Annotated in this window: 15 protein-coding genes; 9 read left to right on the forward strand and 6 right to left on the reverse strand. The window is 33.3% G+C overall.

Features of this window, described 5'->3' with window-relative positions; all coding sequences use genetic code 11:
- Positions 1 to 42 precede the first annotated feature (42 nt).
- The 4 genes from brnQ to FMG_RS01315 all read left to right on the forward strand — a co-directional run bounded on the left by brnQ (position 43) and on the right by FMG_RS01315 (position 4,613).
- Positions 43 to 1,338, forward strand: a complete 1,296-nt coding sequence (gene brnQ, locus FMG_RS01300; protein WP_012290259.1) for a branched-chain amino acid transport system II carrier protein — start codon at positions 43 to 45, stop codon at positions 1,336 to 1,338.
- A gap of 138 nt (positions 1,339 to 1,476) precedes the next feature.
- Complete coding sequence (locus FMG_RS01305; RefSeq protein WP_041250572.1) at positions 1,477 to 2,415, forward strand: ABC transporter ATP-binding protein; 939 nt, start codon at positions 1,477 to 1,479, stop codon at positions 2,413 to 2,415.
- A 1-nt stretch (position 2,416) separates the two neighbouring features.
- Positions 2,417 to 3,514: an ABC transporter permease gene (locus FMG_RS01310; RefSeq protein WP_012290261.1), complete on the forward strand. Its 1,098-nt coding sequence runs from the start codon at positions 2,417 to 2,419 to the stop codon at positions 3,512 to 3,514.
- Complete coding sequence (locus tag FMG_RS01315) at positions 3,501 to 4,613, forward strand: ABC transporter permease (protein WP_012290262.1); 1,113 nt, start codon at positions 3,501 to 3,503, stop codon at positions 4,611 to 4,613. The genes FMG_RS01310 and FMG_RS01315 overlap by 14 nt, the downstream gene beginning before the upstream one ends.
- A 47-nt stretch (positions 4,614 to 4,660) precedes the next feature.
- On the opposite strand, the gene FMG_RS01320 is transcribed toward FMG_RS01315, so the two are convergent.
- Positions 4,661 to 5,926 (reverse strand): GntP family permease, encoded by a 1,266-nt coding sequence (locus FMG_RS01320; protein WP_012290263.1) that lies wholly within the window; start codon positions 5,924 to 5,926, stop codon positions 4,661 to 4,663.
- A 1-nt stretch (position 5,927) separates the two neighbouring features.
- On the reverse strand, positions 5,928 to 7,058 hold the full coding sequence (locus FMG_RS01325) for a glycerate kinase family protein (RefSeq protein ID WP_012290264.1): 1,131 nt from the start codon (positions 7,056 to 7,058) through the stop codon (positions 5,928 to 5,930).
- Positions 7,059 to 7,161: 103 nt separating this feature from the next.
- On the opposite strand from FMG_RS01325, the gene FMG_RS01330 reads away from it, so the two are divergent.
- On the forward strand, positions 7,162 to 8,244 hold the full coding sequence (locus tag FMG_RS01330; RefSeq protein ID WP_002839811.1) for a CdaR family transcriptional regulator: 1,083 nt from the start codon (positions 7,162 to 7,164) through the stop codon (positions 8,242 to 8,244).
- Positions 8,245 to 8,504: 260 nt separating this feature from the next.
- On the opposite strand, the gene FMG_RS01335 is transcribed toward FMG_RS01330, so the two are convergent.
- A complete protein-coding gene (locus FMG_RS01335) occupies positions 8,505 to 9,359 on the reverse strand; it encodes a YihY/virulence factor BrkB family protein (RefSeq protein ID WP_002839759.1) in 855 nt (284 codons plus the stop codon).
- A gap of 3 nt (positions 9,360 to 9,362) precedes the next feature.
- Complete coding sequence (locus FMG_RS01340; RefSeq protein ID WP_012290265.1) at positions 9,363 to 11,258, reverse strand: alpha/beta hydrolase family protein; 1,896 nt, start codon at positions 11,256 to 11,258, stop codon at positions 9,363 to 9,365.
- A gap of 384 nt (positions 11,259 to 11,642) precedes the next feature.
- Here FMG_RS01340 and FMG_RS01345 point away from each other — a divergent pair, with 384 nt between their 5' ends.
- Positions 11,643 to 12,242, forward strand: a complete 600-nt coding sequence (locus FMG_RS01345) for a hypothetical protein (RefSeq protein ID WP_012290266.1) — start codon at positions 11,643 to 11,645, stop codon at positions 12,240 to 12,242.
- A 105-nt stretch (positions 12,243 to 12,347) separates the two neighbouring features.
- Complete coding sequence (locus tag FMG_RS01350; protein ID WP_012290267.1) at positions 12,348 to 14,096, forward strand: ABC transporter ATP-binding protein; 1,749 nt, start codon at positions 12,348 to 12,350, stop codon at positions 14,094 to 14,096.
- Positions 14,097 to 14,133: 37 nt separating this feature from the next.
- On the opposite strand, the gene FMG_RS01355 is transcribed toward FMG_RS01350, so the two are convergent.
- The gene (locus tag FMG_RS01355; protein ID WP_012290268.1) at positions 14,134 to 14,532 is read right to left on the reverse strand and encodes a DUF3139 domain-containing protein; all 399 of its coding nucleotides are present in this window, start codon (positions 14,530 to 14,532) and stop codon (positions 14,134 to 14,136) included.
- Between the two features lie 192 nt (positions 14,533 to 14,724).
- Between FMG_RS01355 and FMG_RS01360 the strand changes: the two genes are divergently transcribed.
- Positions 14,725 to 15,885, forward strand: coding sequence for a GspE/PulE family protein (locus FMG_RS01360; protein WP_012290269.1), 1,161 nt, complete (start codon positions 14,725 to 14,727; stop codon positions 15,883 to 15,885).
- Positions 15,875 to 16,966, forward strand: a complete 1,092-nt coding sequence (locus tag FMG_RS01365; protein ID WP_012290270.1) for a type II secretion system F family protein — start codon at positions 15,875 to 15,877, stop codon at positions 16,964 to 16,966. The genes FMG_RS01360 and FMG_RS01365 overlap by 11 nt, the downstream gene beginning before the upstream one ends.
- Positions 16,967 to 17,222: 256 nt before the next feature.
- Here FMG_RS01365 and FMG_RS01370 read toward each other — a convergent pair whose 3' ends face one another.
- Positions 17,223 to 18,281, reverse strand: a complete 1,059-nt coding sequence (locus FMG_RS01370) for an ABC transporter ATP-binding protein (RefSeq protein ID WP_012290271.1) — start codon at positions 18,279 to 18,281, stop codon at positions 17,223 to 17,225.
- Positions 18,282 to 18,412: the final 131 nt, after the last annotated feature.

Raw genomic sequence — 18,412 nt, forward strand, 5'->3', positions numbered from 1 at the left:
AATCATTTTCTATAGATATATAGAAATACATAGGAGGATATTTTGAATAAAAAATTTAAGGACATCATTATCGTAGGATTTGCGCTATTTGCAATATTCTTCGGTGCAGGAAATCTGATTTTCCCGCCTTATTTGGGTGTGCTTGCAGGAACTGAATACAAAAAAGCGATGCTCGGGTTTTTGCTTACAGATCCCGTACTTCCGATACTTGGTGTTATCATAACTGCAAAGCTCGGAGGAGCAGCAGAAGATCTCGGAAAAAGAGTTGGGAATAATTTTTCTAAGATTCTTGGAACCGTTACCATTTTAACGATTGGACCGCTTTTTGCTGTCCCTAGGACTGCAGCTACAACTCACGAAGTTTTTGTATCTAAAGTTTTTCCGGGTACTCCTTTGTGGGTAACATCTCTAATATTTTTCATCTTAACTGCGATTTTTGTGTTTAATGAAACAGGAGTTATCGACAAAATCGGTAAATATTTGACTCCGGGATTGGTAATTATTTTATTAGTTATTATTGTAAAATGCATCGTAGATCCTATTGGGGTGATGAATGTAGCAACTGAAAATCAAATATTCTTGAAAGGATTTGCGGAAGGATACCAAACTATGGATGCTCTTGGAGCAGCTCTCATGACAGGAATTGTGGTTTCTGATTTGAAAAGAAAAGGATACTTAAATGAACAAGAAAGAGTGAAGCTTGTCAAGTGGGTTGGACTTGTGGCATTTTTGTTGTTGGCGATAATTTACGGCGGATTAATATATGTTGGAGCTACAGCTTCCAAGATTTACACAGTTCAATATACGAGAGTAGATATTTTACTTGGAACAGTGCAACATATTTTGGGCTCAGCTGGTAAGTTTGCGATAGGAATTGCTGTGTCACTAGCATGCTTGACGACATCCGTTGGACTTAGCGCAGTTGCTGGAGATTTCTTATCCGGAATTACAAAAAACAAATTGGGATACAAGCCAATTGTTTTGGCGACAGTTTTTGTTTCGGGATTAATTTCTCTTGCAGGAGTTGAAGGACTTATTAAAGCAGCAGTTCCGATTTTATCGACTGTTTATCCGATAATAATGGTCCTAATATTTTTAGGAATTTTCGATAAATATATTAAATACGATATGACTTTCAAAGGTGCGGTACTTGCGACTTTTGTAGTGAGTTTGGTAGAAGTTTTGAATAGCAAATTCAAGATTTTAGAAGGATTTACAGATGTAATCAAAACTTTGCCATTAAGTTCTGTAGGATTTGAATGGTTACTTCCTGCGATTGTAACGGGAGCGATTTTCGGATTAATCGCTTATATTCAAGATAAAAGAAAAATTGCTTAGATTAATCAGCACGAATTTTGTGCTGATTTTTTGGACTCAAATTTTACGAACAATTTTGCAATTTATTTACAAATTTTTTACGCTTTAATGATTGAAAAATTATATAATATAAATAGAAATATAATATGGGAGGATTTTATGGAAAATCTGATAGAGGTCAGAGGTCTTGTGAAAAAATACAAGGAACTCACAGCAGTTGATAATTTGGATTTGGATGTTAAAAAGGGAGAAATTCTGGGTCTACTAGGTCCAAATGGTAGCGGCAAATCTACAACTATCAATTGTATATTGTCGCTTTTGAAAAAAGATTCTGGAAGTGTTAAGATTTTTGGAAAAGAAATGTCTTCTGATGCTTATGATATCAAAAAAAGAATTGGCGTGGTGTTTCAAGATGTCGCAGTGTATGATGAGTTGACTGTCTACGAAAATATCGATTATTTCTGCGGATTGTACATACAAGACAAATCTGAAAGAAAAGAGCTTGTGAAAAGGGCATTGGATTTGGTAAGTCTGAATGATTTTGTGAAGTTTAAACCGAAAAAATTATCAGGAGGTTTACTAAGAAGACTCAACATAGCATGTGGAATTGCACACAAACCTGAGATAATTATTCTTGACGAGCCTACTGTTGCGGTCGACCCACAATCTAGAAATAATATTTTGGAAGGAATAAAAAAATTAAATGAAGATGGATCAACGATAATTTATACATCACATTATATGGATGAAGTTGATTTCTTGTGTGATAATATCGTGATAATTGACAAGGGCAAAGTCATTGCAAAAGGTACATCCGAACAACTCAAAGATATGATAGAAATGAACGAGAAGATAAGCTTCACAGCGAAAGAATTAAATGAAGATGTGATATCTCAAATCAAATCACTCCCACATTTGATGAATTTTGAAAACAAGGACGGCAATGTTAAGTTGAATTTTTCTCATGGAGATGGATATTTAATGAAGTTGATCAAACTTCTCGATGAAAACAACATTAACTACAGTTCTTTGAATGTCGAAAAACCAAGTCTTAATGATGTGTTCTTGGAATTAACCGGCAAAGATTTGAGGGATTGATATGTTTCTACATTCATTTAAAAATACTTTTAAGTTGCTTTTGAGACAAAGGGCGATGCTTTTTTGGGCGTTGTTGTTTCCGATTATTTTGGGGATTTTCTTCAAATTAGCATTTGGAAATATCAATGAAAATAGCAAATTCAAAACCATTGATGTAGCGGTTAATGAAACTTTGATGCAAGACGACAATTTCAAAAACTTCATGAATGAGATGGAGAATGAGAAATATTTCAAGGTTGTAGAATCAAAGAACCAAGATATATTGAATACGAACGATAATGTGAAAGCCTACATTGAGTCGTGGGATAAAATTTACACGAAAAACTCCGGAATTTCTGAGACAATCGTCGAAACTATCATGAATTCATATTCTCAAAAAGTTTCCATGATAACTAAGATAATGCAGAAAAATCCGACAGCAGATATCGGGAAAATCTTAAATGTAGACGATCACATCAAAGACATTTCAAGAAAAAACATGAATCCAGTGAATGTGTTCTTCTACACGCTTTTAGGGATGACGACGATTTACGGATACATGTGGGGACTTTTCGTTAGCTTCCAATACGAAGCAAACTTGTCTACAAACGCAAAGCGTAACGCGGTTTCTCCAACTAAAAAAAGCACTATGCTTTCAGCATCAGTTCTAGTCAGCTGGATTATCAATTTTGCAATCACAGTTTTATTTATCGCATATTTGAAATACGCACTTGGAGTTGAATTCGGAGATAGAATTGGGGCGATAATAGGACTTGCAAGTATTTCATCTTTTTGTGGAGTTGCTTTTGGCATCTTAATTGGAGTATCCAACAAAAAAAGTCTAGATACAAAAATCGGAATAGGGATTGCGTTGACGATGCTGATGTCTTTTTTAGCGGGAATGATGGTTCCAGAGATGAAGGTGCTTATCGCAGAAAAACTTCCAATCATCAATAAAATAAATCCCGTAGCTGTCGTGACAGATGCGGTGTATTCGTTGTATTACTACGATTCGATGGCAAGATTCAACAAAGATATTGTAAATCTTGTGATTATCACAGCTGTATTTATCGTAGCATCACTATTTTTCATGAGAGGTAAAGAGTATGAGAGTCTTTAAAAATTATTTTAAAATCACATGGGCACACAAAACTCCCATACTTTTGTATACGATAATATTTTTCGTATTGATGAGCTTTGCAACGAAAAATACAAATCAAACAGCTTACAAATCAGTCGATGTAAATATTTATGTGCAAGATAAATCTAACACCAAACTTTCCAAGTCTCTGTACGATTATTTGAACAAGAACGCTAAGATAAGGAAGATGGACGAAAATATTGTAGACGACAAACTTTTCTACGAAATAATCAACGCAGCAGTAATAATTCCCGAAGATTTCGATAAAACAAGGGAAGTTTTGTACAAAGTTGCACCAAACAATGCTTATGCGATGGATATCAAAGAGAAGATAAACATATATCTGAGCCAAGTAAGTTCCTACGAAAAAAGTGGATTTACAGAAGATGAAGCGATTAAAAATGCGAATGAGGATTTGGATAAAAAAATCGATGTAAGCATCAAAGAGGGAAGTGTAAATCCTAAAAAAGACAAATCCAAATATTACTTCAACTTTTTAAATTACCTACTACTTGCACAAGTAATATTGGTCGTTTCAAATATTGCATTGGTCTATAAAAAACAACCAATTCTCATGAGAAACAACGTATCACCATGTCCAAGAACTAGAATTAATATGGAGTTGATGCTGGGTCATATCGTCACAGGACTTGTGTTCTGGTTAATTTACATGATATTATTCTGCGTAATGTACAAATACGATTTTACGAAAACACACGTCAATTTGATGATGCTTAATTCGTTTGTATTTACGATATCTGTGGTGTCGATGGCTGTGATGATATCAAATGTAATCAAAAATTCTAACACAGTTCAAGGAGTAATGAACATCGTTTCACTTGGATCGTCGTTTTTGTGTGGGGCTTTCGTTCCACAAGAATTACTAGGGAAAACTGCTCTTACAATAGGTAGAATTTTCCCAGGATTTTACTACATTAGAAACAACGAAATTTTGGTTGAAAATCCTGAAATTTCAAAAATATTGCCGAATATTTTCATAATATTAGGATTTAGCGTAGTATTTATTGCAATTTCTGTTTTGGCAAAACCAAAAGGTAATGATAATATCAACAAATAAAATAAGGCTATGAGTAGGGTACTCATAGCCTTTGCTTTTGAGAAAAATTATTTTGTAATTAAATATACTAATACTGATGCGATTGTAGTCGTCAAACCTACGGCTGCTTCGTAAGGAATGATTTTTAATCTGTCAGCGATAGACATTTTAACTGATCCACCAGTTGCGTGGAAGAATGATCCGTGAGGAAGTGAGTCGATAACTGTAGCACCTGCATGAACCATAGCACCTGCATTAAGTGCAGTTACATTTGCATCGATCAATGATTTGGCAAATGTTTGGGAAGCTATTGTACTTCCTGCAGTTGTACTTGCTGTGGCACCTCCCATTAAAATACCTGCTACTGGAGCAAGTATAAATGCAGGCAAATTAAACGCAGTAATCAAATTAATCATATCTGTTTGTAGTGTTGAATTTTTGATAATTCCTGCAATTGTTCCCGTACCAATTAATAGTGCACAAACGCCGATTATTTTTGAAAAACCGTAGTTTACATATTCTTTTGTATTCTTAGTTTCTTTTGTAGCTAATAAGCACACAAATCCTCCCAATGGAAGTGCAATCAATGGATCGATTGTGATTTTCGCGATTGGTCTAAGTGCCAATAAAACAATTACAGTAATCGGTCCTATAATTGATGCGAAGAAACTTGGCAAGTTTGTTCTTTCAGAAGATTCCAAATCACTTGAATCAATTACATCAGTTTTTCTTTTTGCCAAAGCCATTGCAATAATAATTGTTACGATTAATGCGCAGATTGCAGGAATGATATTCACATACATCAATGATGTAAGATTTAATTTGAATCCTTCTGCAGTTGCAATAGTGTTTGGGTTAGGGCTGATTACATTGCCCGCTTTTCCACCGCCAATCATAGCCAATAAAATGCTTGATTTGGAAAGATTTGATTTCTTACCAACAGCAAGGGCGATTGGTGCACAAGTGATAACTGAAATGTCGATGAAAACTCCGACAGCACAGATAATCATCGTAGAAATCGCGATAGCAATTAAAGCTTTTTGTTCGCCTAATTTTTTGATAATCGTGTCTGCGATTTTTTCTGCGGCACCCGTTTTAACCAAACAACCTGCCAAAATACCGCTTGTCATAATTCTAAGAACTGAACTCATCATTGATTCAGAACCTTTTACCATGGCAGACACTGTTCCCACAAGTCCGCCGCCACCGATAAGTCCACCAACCAAAGCGCCTATGATAAGTGCGTAAGTTGCGTGGAAGTTTTTGATGATTAGAAAAATTGAAAGCGCTAAGCCAATCAATGCTCCAATCGTTGAAAATGTTACGTTGTTCATACTACCTCCATAAATTTATTAATTTCATTACTTGGTCAACACTTCTGTACAAATTTTCTTCTGAAACTTTTTTATCCATAGCTTCGTCAGTGCTCATGCATCCATTCAGAATAGGGAAGAATGCATCTATTCCTCTATCGTTAACAGAAACTGCGTCATTGTCACAAACTCCACAAAAAGCTATGACTTTTTTGTTGTATTTCTTTGCTGCATTTGCAATTCCAACGGGAGTTTTGCCCATAGAAGTTTGAAAATCCATTTTGCCTTCGCCAGTGATAATCAAATCAGAATTTTTGATTAACTCATCAGCGCCGAGCATTTCCATTATAATTTCGATTCCCGGTTTTAATTCTGCGTTCAAATAGTTTTTGAAAGCGTAACCCAAACCACCAGCAGCACCTGCTCCCTCGATGGTATCATTTGCATCAGAGATAACTTTCTTAGTTACTTGGTGATATTTGCCCAAAAGTTTATCCAACTCTTCGACTTGTTCTGGAGTTGCTCCTTTTTGTGGTGCAAATACTCTCGCAGATCCACGTTCTCCACACAATGGATTGTCGACATCGCAAGCTATTTGGAATGTACATTCTTTTAATCTCTTATCGAAATTTTCCATATCAATTTTTTCCAAATCGATAATTCCGATTGGGCCATTAGAAATTTCGATTCCATCCTCGTCAAAAAATCTCACTCCCAAACTTCGAAGCATTCCCATGCCGCCATCTGTTGTTGCAGAACCACCGATTCCAATGATAAATTCTCTGATATTTTTATCCAAAGCATCCTTTATCATGTCGCCAACTCCAAATGTCGTAGCATTCATTGGATCCAAATTGTCTTTTATAAGCGTAAGTCCACTGGATTCACTCATTTCCATGATTGCAAGCTTATCATCGACGATTAAATATCTCGCTGTGTGATGTTCCATCAAAGGATTATGTACATCAACTTCGATTATTTTTGCGTTTTTAATATCCTTTAATGAATCAATAGTTCCTTCGCCGCCATCAGCAACAGGTCTGACAGTAACTTTGTTTGAAGGATCTTGTTCACAAGCTTTTTTGATGATTTCTCCTGCTTCCAAAGAACTCAAACTGCCTTTAAAAGAGTCTATCAATACTAATATATTCATAATAACCTCCTAACTAAATTTTATAACAAACGATTGCACAAATGTATGTTTTATGTAATAATAATATCTAATGAGCAAATAAATTAATTATTATGGAGAACAAATGAGGATTTCTGATCACACAGCAAAAATGATAGTCGAAAAATTAAAAGATGTAATTGATTACGATTTGAACTTTTTCGACCAGGAAGGATATATTATTTATTCCACAAATTCAAAAAGAATCGGCACTTATCATGAAGCTGCCAAGGAGTGCGTTGTACAAAACAAAACTATTTTTGTGGATAATGAGAGAGAATACGTCGGAGCAAAGAAGGGGATTAACATTCCTGTTACAATTGACGGAGAAATTATCGCCGTAATTGGAATTACTGGAAATAAAGACGAGGTTATGAAATACGGCAACATCATTAAGAAAATGACCGAAATACTCGTCAAAGAACAACTTGTTGAGAAAAACAGACTCAAGAAAAAAGATATGAACAAGTATTTATTTGAGAGCTTGATAAATGAGTTGGACGATTACGGATTGTACAGATATTTGGAAACAGAAGATGAAAAATTCGTAATCGTCGGAAGAAATTCTGACAACAGATTTTTATTGAAAGATTCCGATCAAATTTACAAAATTTTGGAGAATAACTTGTCCAATAATTTCGTATATAGCGTATTTTACGGAGAAATTGTAATCCTAGCAAACAACGTAGACAAGATTATCATCAAGAAAAAACTGGAAAAAATTAGAAACCAAATTCACGACGTTATAGACAGTAGAGTGTATTTTGGTATTAGTGGTTCATTCAAAATAATCAACGAATTTAAGAAAAATTACGATAACTGTCTGGTTGCATTGGATTGGTTGGATAATTTGCAAAGAAAAGACTGTGTTGTGGATTATTCTACGTTGGATATGGGGATTTTACTTGGAAGTATCAAAAAGGACAGAATAAAAAAATTCAAAGAAGTCGTGTTGAAAGATATTTCCGACGAAGATTACAATATTTACAAAGATTTGATAAAAATTTATGCGACAAATAATCAAAGCATAACAAAATGCGCAGAGGATTTGTTTGTGCACAAAAACACTGTTCAGTACAGATTGAATAAACTCAGAGACATAACAGGCCTCGACCCTAGAAATGTAGAAGATTTTATTAGGCTGTATTTGGCGTTTATTTTAAACTAAAAAAAATTATTATTGGCAAATTTCACAGAATATGGAATTGCAAGAGGTAGTTTCAAGATACAGGAAAGTAGAAAACCAGCTTGCACGAATATCTAGACTACGTAAATTTGTGATTTCTAAATCTCAAAATCCTAAAATCGCAAGCACGCTAGCGCTTACGCAAATGCGATTTTGGACGGATTTTTTCGATTTGAAATCAGATAAATTTTCTCCGTATGATATTCTTAGCAAAACTGGTAATCTACTTTGTTTCATTCATCCTAAGTTGAATAGATAACGCCTTTTTTCACTTGGTCGTAGTTGGCGGTGATTTCTGCTGAAATCAAAATTATTTGCGAAGATAGGTTAATCCACACAAAAAGTGCGAATACGCCGACCAATGGTCCGTATGTCAATGACATGTTGGAGATGTTGGAGACGTAGAACGAGTACAACAGTGTAATCAACAGCCATCCGATGGTTGCAATTGTACCTCCCAGCATCGCGGATTTCCATTTGATGCTTCTTGTTGAATCGAAATCCGGTGCGAATTTGTATAGCAACGTGAATCCAAAAATCATGGATACAATTGGAATCAGATATCTGAAAATTTGTGCGAAATATGGTATTCGTATTTTCATGTATTGCTCAATCAAATTCAAAATCAATCCACCAAATGCGATAAATACCAATGTTACCATCAACAATAAGAGCAGTACCACTGTGAACAAAATGCTTTTTAATTGTGTTTTCAAAAATCCGTTTTCGCTTCTTACATCAAATGCTTTGTTCATGGCTGTGATGAGTGATTTCAAAGCTTTGGAGCTTGACCACAACGCCACCAACAACGAGATTGAAAGCACAGATGATGATCTATTGTTTATAATTGTGTTGACCAATGTCATCAAGATATTTCTCGTTTCATCGGGAAGAACTTCCATAGATTTGAAAATCAAATCTATTTTGCTAGCAGCAACCATCAGCACGATATTCAATAAAACAATTAGAAATGGCACCAAGCTCATTATAAAATGGTAAGTTGTTTGTGCACTTAATAATGGGATTTGGTCATCTTTTATAGATTGTAATAATTTTTTGAAGAACAAATTCTTTTTTTCTTTTTTATTTTTTTTCATCATCTACCTCAAATATATATCAAACCAATCGCAGATTTCTTTTAATCTTCTAATTCTGTTTTTTGGTTTTCCTGAACGTGAAAGTTCGTGATTTTCTCCATAAAACATCACAAATCGACTTTGTGTATTGTTAAGTTTTAAAGCTTGGAACATTTGCATTCCTTCAGATAAAGGACATCTGTAATCTTTTGTGGAGTGAATGAAAAGAGTTGGAGTGTGTGCATTCTTTGCGTATTTTAGTGGAGATTTGTCCCACAATTTATCGTAATCATCCAAGACTGTTAATGTGTGGTTTTGATCTGTTCCAAAATAATATCCAATATCTGAAATCAAACTGAAAGAAATCCAATTTGAAATTGAACGTTGACTTACAAAACAATCGAACCTATCAGTGTGGGTCATCATCCAATTTGCCATGAAACCACCGTAAGATCCACCAGTGTAGCCCAATTTATCGATAGGATATTTGCCCATGACGATATCAGTGAATTTCATCAAATCTGAATAATCCACTTCTCCATATTTTCCTCTTATATCCATAAATTCATTTCCGTATCCGTCACTTCCGCGAGGATTTGTGTAGAAAACGAAATATCCCTTGGCAGACAACAATTCCATTTCGTGAAACAAAACTTCACCGAAAACAGTTTTTGGACCACCATGAACGGACAAAACGCCCGGATATTTTTTATTTTCATCGTAATCTTTTGGATAAATTACCCAGCCTGTGAATGAATGTCCGTCATTTTCAAAAGTAAACTTGTCCTTTTTGCTGATATGATAGTCGTCACTATTCAAATGAGTTAATTGTTCTCCGTTTAATTTGTAGACTTCTTGTCCGTGATTTTCAGTTATCAAAACGTAGTAAACCTCATCGTTTTTCACAGAAATCATATTGATAGAATTGTTCGTGGAGAAAATTTTATCGAAGTTGTAATTCTTATCCATTCTCAAAATCGCGCTTCCATATCCTTCCAAGATCACAAAATAAATGTAGTCGTCTGTTTTTTCGATTTGACTACCAGAAGAATATTTCAAATCACAACCAATGGAATTATACAAACAATAATGATCTTCGTTGAGTTTAATCGCTTTATTATCCACAACTTTGTAGATTTCACAGTCTTGGTTGAGCCCGTGCTCTTTTCCATCTGTTGCGAGAATTACGATATCGCCGCTGAAATATTTTACAGACATTATCATAAAACCTTGCAAAATTACAGATTCATCGCCAGATTTCAAATCGTATTCCACTAATTCATCTTCGATTTTCATTACATTTTCGTATGAATTTCTCGAGAAAACAAGTTTTGATTTGTTATCGGAAATGTCTACAGATGAGATGTTTGAAAATTCATCTGTTAATATATCCATCTTGTCGATGCTTGGGAAATATCTTGCAAGTCTAGTTCTTTTCTTGTCAGTAAAACCAACAGCGTTTTCAAAGTAGGGAAGTTCTGTCAACACTTCGACATCTTCGTTTTTTTCTTCTTCAGTGATTTTATTCATTTCATTGTGTCTATCGAATTCGTATTTTACAATGAACGAATCTTCTAATTCAAAAAGAATTTCAGCGTTTTTTAAATCGATATCGAATTCCTTTACAGCTTCTCCACCGTTGACAGGAAGTCTGTAGAATGATGATATATCAGAGTCTTTTTCATTATCTAAATTTCTATTTATCAATAAATCTCCATCTTTCAATTCAAAAAATGAAGAGTCTTTGTTGGAACTCGTGAAGTTTTTATTGTTTCCTATTTTGCGTAAATTTGAATCGTATTTGTTGTCTTCTATATTAGCAGTGGTTGTAACACAGAAAATATTGTCTGAATTTTTTAAAGCTTTTAACTTTGAAATAAATGTAAAGTCTTTGAATGAATCGTAATCAAAATATTTCATATAACTCTCCTTCATTTATATATTAAGATAATTATAGCATAACTAGCTACTACGATATACTTTAGGAAAAGTAATAGATTGTAAATAGATTGAATTTTAATGTAAGTATTTTGAAAGTTCGATTATATTTATTAACTTAGTGTTAAATAAATTTATCGAACATACATTTCACATAAGTTATACAATTATTTTCCACAAAAATTTACGATATTTTGTGGAAAATAATTGGCTTATTTCAAGATATCCACAAAGTTATCCACATTATCCACAATTATCCACAAAAACTTACCAACAATTTGGGATAATTTTTCGTGAATAATTTTTGAATATCAATTGAATAATTTATAATTTTTTTATGGTATTATATATGAGAGGTGAAAACGGATGAAATTAGATGAAGATTTTTCAGATATAAAACAAAGAATTTTGATAAATTTAAAGACGAGAAACCTGTATTTTAAGACGTTTAGTGAGTGTGAAAAACTGTTAGATATTGATTTGATGCAGTTGCAAAAAAATAACGCAATTCCTACAGAAGAATTGTACAAATCAGAACTTCGAAAGGTCAACAACTATATCGAAGATTTTTCGAATGTAAATATAGTGAATAAATTAGTGGAGCTTGTGTATTACTTTTTGTTGATAACTTCGGTAGGGCTTGTTACAAATCTAATCAGAAATTTCTTGGGATTGGAATTTAAACAAATTTCAGTGTCAGCAGTTATACTTTATTTGACGATGTTTGCTGCTGTAATTGCAACTCCTATTATAATTTCCAGAAAAGAAAAGAGATTTCACGACAATACATTCCGATATATTTTGATTGCGATATCAGCGATTGGAATTGTTTTGTTTTCGTATTTTTCGATTTTTTCGGGGCCTGTAAAGCAAAATTTGTTCGCTCTCAATATTCTTATTTACATTTTAATATTGGTAGGATTTTTCGCGATTACAATATTAATGAAGAAATTATCCGCAAAATAAATTGACCGCCATTTTGAAATCTAATTTCATCGTGGCGGTTTGTTTTTAAAAAAAATAATGTGCTATAATTGTTGTATTGATTAATTTTAAAGAAAGGAAAGAAGTATGAAAAGAAATCTTAATCTGATAAAAAGGGTAATGCCTTATTTTAAAAAATACAAATTTATTCTGATGTTTGATTTGTTCTGCGCGGCGCTTACAACACTTACAGATATGGTGTTGCCAATGATTTTGAGAAGACTGACAAATGCAGGACTTGGAACATACACTTTGACACGAGAAATGATTTTCAGAATGGCTGGTCTTCTTTTGATTATGAAGATAATTGATTTGTTCGCAGGATTCTACATGACAAAAACCGGTCACATAATGGGTGCGAAGATTGAAACAGACATGAGATACGATGTGTTCCAACATTTGCAAAAACTTTCCGATTCGTATTTTAACGAAACAAAAGTCGGACAAATTATGGCGCGTATCACATCGGATTTGTTCGATATTACGGAATTTTCACATCACTGTCCAGAAGAATATTTCATTGGACTTATCAAAATAATAGTTTCATTTGCTATTTTAGTTAGATTGAACACATTGTTGACAGTGATTTTATTTTTATCGATTCCACTTATGATTGTATTTGCATCAAAATACAACAGAAGAATGAGAAAAGGGTTCAAAGAGCAAAAACGTCATATCGGAGTGTTGAATGCAGATATCGAGGACAGTTTGCTAGGAGTTAAAGTTGTAAAATCATTCGCAAATGAAGATGTAGAAATCGAAAAATTCCAAAAAGGAAATAAGAAATTCTTGGATATAAAATCAGAAACTTACTCATCAATGGCTGGATTTAACACGATAACAAAAGCATTCGATGGAATAATGTACATTATAGTGGTTTTATTCGGAGGACTTTTCCTTGTAGAAGGGAAAATGAGTAGCGGTGACATCGTGGCATTTATCCTATACGTTCAAACGCTGCTTACAACAGTCAGAAGAATTGTAGAATTTACAGAACAATTTCAACGTGGAATGACTGGTATCGAAAGATTTACAGAAATAATGGATCAAGATATCGAGATTTTCGACGATGAAGACGCTGTTGATTTGGAAAATGTTAAAGGTAAAATCGAAATAAAAAATGTAAGCTTCAAGTACAATAACAACAATGAAAATGTGTTGAACAATATTTCATTCACAATAAATCCAGGACAGAAAGTTGCATTGGTTGGACCTTCAGGTGGAGGAAAAACGACGTTGTGCAATTTGATTCCTAGATTTTACGATGTGGAAGACGGAGAGATTTTGGTGGAAGGAATTGACGTTCGCAAAATCAAACTTCAATCACTTCGTTCAAACATCGGAATGGTTCAACAAGATGTGTATTTGTTCAGCGGAACTGTCAGAGAAAATATTTTGTACGGAAAACCAGATGCGACAGAACAAGAAATAATCGATGCATCAAAAGCAGCCGGAGCGTACGATTTTATAATGAACTTGGAAAACGGATTTGACACTTATGTCGGTGAACGTGGAGTAATGCTATCTGGTGGTCAAAAACAAAGAATTTCAATTGCGAGAGTTTTCTTGAAAAATCCACCTATTTTGATATTAGACGAAGCTACATCAGCACTTGATAACAAGAGCGAGTTTATCGTTCAAGAATCGTTGGAAAACTTGGCGAAAGGAAGAAGTTCACTTACAATTGCCCACAGACTTACAACTGTTCAAAACGCAGATTTGATTTTGGTGTTGACAGAAGATGGAATAATCGAACGAGGAACGCACCGACAATTAATGGAACAAAAAGGATATTATTATAATTTGTACACACAAGGTGGCAGATTATTAGTGTAAACCATATCAAAAAAAGTGGCATAATCTGCCACTTTTTCTATTTTTTATTATCCTCCCAATTGTCAGGAAGAGGCTTGTATTTGAAATTTTTCAATTCATTTTCGTCTAACATATTATTAATTCCATTTATCTCTTTTTCTACTGCAAGAAAAAACTTCCCATCTCTGGTATACTCATAACATAGAGTATAATTAGGATAATCTTTTAAGTAAACATAATAAAAATATCCGTCAAATTTTATATCCTTGTAAGATTTAATATCTTTAATATCTTTTTTAGGTATTTTTTGAATATCCATGTATTTATATAATTTTTTATATCCTCTATATTTCATTAAAGGAAAATGCTTCCCCCATAATACTATTATAAAAATCATACAGCAAATCAGTATTATGTTAAATATATTTTCAAATGTCAAATTTTTCTTGTTTTTCATATGATTCTCCTTACCATTTTGATATAATTATACTATAATTTAAAGGAAAATATTTATATGAAAAAATGTTTTTTTGCTTTTTAGCATTTTTATTGATCTTTATATAAAATGATTTTTGGAAACAAATAAAGGAAAGTTTAAATTTGTTTCCAAATTTTATTTGTTTTTTATTGTATATACAAGGAGACAACAATGGAAATTAACGATAATATTTTATTTGTAAATTCTATAATTGATGATGCAATCAGAAAAAAATCTAGCGATATTCACATTGAACCATTTGAAGAAAATGTCAGGATTAGATTTCGAATCAACGGAAGTTTGGTGGAATACAAAACTGTTGACAAGAGCATGCATTCAAAGATAATTACTAGAATTAAAATAATGAGTGAGCTTGATATTGCAGAAAAGAGGCTTCCACAAGACGGAAGAATTACATATACTTACGAAAATTCGAAGATAGATCTTAGAATTAGCATTATCAACACAATTCACGGCCAAAAATGCGTTATTAGAATTTTGAATCCAGAATCTTTTAAAATCGGTATGCAAAATCTTGGAATTTCTGAAAATGAACAAAAAATAATAGAAGGATTTACGAAATTTGAAAATGGTATGGTGCTTATTTGTGGGCCGACAGGTAGCGGTAAGACCACAACACTTTACACAATGTTAGAACAAGAAAACACAATCGATAAAAATATTATCACAGTTGAAAATCCAGTTGAGTACAATATTTTTGGGATCAATCAAATTCAAATCAACGAAAAAATTGGATTGAGATTTGACAATACGTTGAAGTTTGTACTTAGACAAGACCCTTCCGTAATAATGGTCGGAGAAATCAGAGATTTGGAAACTTCCAAGCTTGCAATCAGAGCGTCAATCACAGGCCACAAAGTTTACTCCACAATTCACACCGACGACTGCTATCAATCGATAATTAGACTGATGGATATGGGAATTGAAGATTACATGATAAGAGCATCACTCAAAGTTGTCATCGCACAAAGATTGGTCAGAAAATTGTGCCCTCATTGCAAGAAAAAAGTCACACCAACCTCTGAACAAATGGAAATTTTTAGATCAAACGGGTTAAATCCAACTGAAATTTACGAGCCAGGAAATTGCGATGAATGCAGTTTGGGTTACGATGGGAGAATGGCTGTCATGCAAATATTAAAAATCGATGATGATTTGAGAAGTTTAATAAAAAAAGATATGAATTTGAAATCATTGAAAAACTACGGAGAAGAAAATAACATCGACAGTTTATTCAAAAAAGCTTTGATACAAGTAGCACTTGGAAACACTTCATTTGACGAAGCGATGAGGTTGTACAATGAAGATTGACAGTTTGCTAAAAGAAGACAGTGTATTAAAAAAAGAAATAAACTTCAAGGCTTCCAAGAAAAAGCTGTTTTTGTTTCTGAGACAATTTTCAATTCTTTTGAATGCGAAGATTCCAATCATAGAAATAATCAATCTACTCAAGGAACAAAAAGAATTCAAACAATTAAAACCCAGCTTGGACAAAGTTTCTGAGAATTTGAATAACGGGTTGAGCGTGTCGGAAAGTTTCTGTGGCGACAAAAACTTCGACATGTTTTTTACATCGATGATGAAACTCGGAGAAGAAAGTGGTAGACTCGACAAAGTGGTCTACGATTTGAGCAAATACTACGAGAGAACCTACGATATTAACAAAAAAATTCAAAATGCAATGATTTATCCTATTATTTTGACTGTTACGGGAATTGTAATGTTGATATTTATGCTCAAAAACGTCATTCCAACATTCGTGGATTTGTTTGAAAGCTCTGACATGGTGCTTCCATTGTCTACAAGAATTCTAATTTCAGTATCAAATACTATAAATGAAAAAGGATTATTGATTTTAATTATTTTAGTTCTAATAATTGCGGGACTTATCATAGCTTATCGAAAAACAAAATTTGGATATTACCTGGACAAATTCAAAACTACAAATCCGATTTTTGGAAAACAAAGACAAATAGTAATCTCATCTGAAATTGCGAGAAGTTTAAGCATAACTCACAAAAACTCCATGACAATTCTTGATGGACTGATCATAATTCAAAAATCCATGAAAAACAAATACTACAAACAAGAACTTTCCGATATTTTCAAAGAAATAGAATCTGGAGAATTTACACTTGAAGAAGCCTTCAATAAAAGAAAAATAACGCCACAAGTGTTCAATTCAATGTTAAAAGTTGCAGAAAATACTGGGGAATTGGGAGATATTTTCGAGAAATTATCTGAATTTTACGACGGGGAAGTGGAATATGCAATTAAATCGTTCATAAGCATATTAGAGCCAATGCTTATAATCTTCATGGCAATAATCGTTGGATTTATCGTAATATCCATCACTATTCCTATGTTTGATGTGATAAATTCGTTTAATTAAAAAACTGTGGTATAAAGTATTAACGCTCATGCACGAACATCTAGACTACAAAAATTGTTGATTTCTAAATCTTAAAATCCTAAAATCGTAAGCACGCTTCGCTTACGCGGTACGATTTTAGCCGGATTTTTTCGATTTGAAATCAAGTCAATTTTTTTCGTATGATATTCTTAGCATGAGCGTTGAATATTTTGTTAAAAAAACATTGAATATGATCATCAAAAAAAGAGGGCTACACAGCCCTCAAATTTTTATGCTACATTGTCATTTCGTTTTCGACTCTTTTTTCTGTTTCAAAATCAAAGAACAACAAATCATTTTTGTCTACGTAGAATGTGTAAGATTCTCCAACTTTATAATCTTTGTTTTCGAAATCTTTTATTACGATGCTATTTTCAAGAAGAGAACCATACAAATATTGTTCAGAACCCAAGTTTTCTATTGCAGTTAATGTCAAATCAAATTTAAATCCATCTTTTTCATATGGTGATGCCTTTTCTGGTCTAAATGACATGTAAAATGGTTTTGGGTGAGCGAATTTGTAAGTGTTATCGCCAACAGTCAAATCACCATTAACTTTTACGAAATTAGTTGGTGCAGATCCAATGAAATCAGCAACGAATTTACAGTTTGGATTGTTGTAGATTTCGTCGCCATTTCCTACTTGAAGGATTTCTCCTTTTTTCATTACGACAATTTTGTCTCCCATTGTCAATGCTTCTGCTTGGTCGTGTGTTACATAAATAAATGTTTTATGTAATTTTGATTGTAAATTCGAGATTTCAGTTCTCATCTTCAATCTCAATTTGAAATCCAAGTTACTTAAAGGTTCGTCCATCAAGAACGCATGTGGTTGACGAACGATACATCTACCTAATGCAACTCTTTGCTTTTCACCACCAGAAAGCATGCTTGGTTTTTTCTCTAATAAATGAGTGATGCCAAGAATTTCTGCTGCGTCTTTTACAGATTTATCGATTTCTTGTTTATCGATTTTTCTAAGTTTCAAAGGATATGCAATATTTTCATAAATTGTCATGTGAGGATACAATGCATAATTTTGAAAAACCATCGCCAAATCTCTGTCTTGTGGAGAAACATCGTTCATACGCTTTCCGTCAATTATAAGGTCTCCTTTGGTAATATCTTCAAGTCCTGCAATCATTCTCAAAGTTGTTGTCTTGCCACAACCAGAAGGCCCAACGAAAACTATGAATTCTCCGTCATTCATTGTAAGATTAAAATCTTTTACGCTGTAATTTTCGCCGTCGTAAGATTTGTAAACATTTTTTAATTCAATTTTATTATTTTCCATGTCCAACTCCTTTAAGTATATTATAGCATTAAAAAATTTTAAAATACTAATTCATTTATAGAAATATCATATAATTAAATTTTATCATAGAGTTTTATACATGGTTGTGGTAAAATCAAATTGGAATATAA

It is taken from the genome of Finegoldia magna ATCC 29328 (assembly GCF_000010185.1).
Taxonomy (GTDB): domain Bacteria; phylum Bacillota; class Clostridia; order Tissierellales; family Peptoniphilaceae; genus Finegoldia; species Finegoldia magna_H.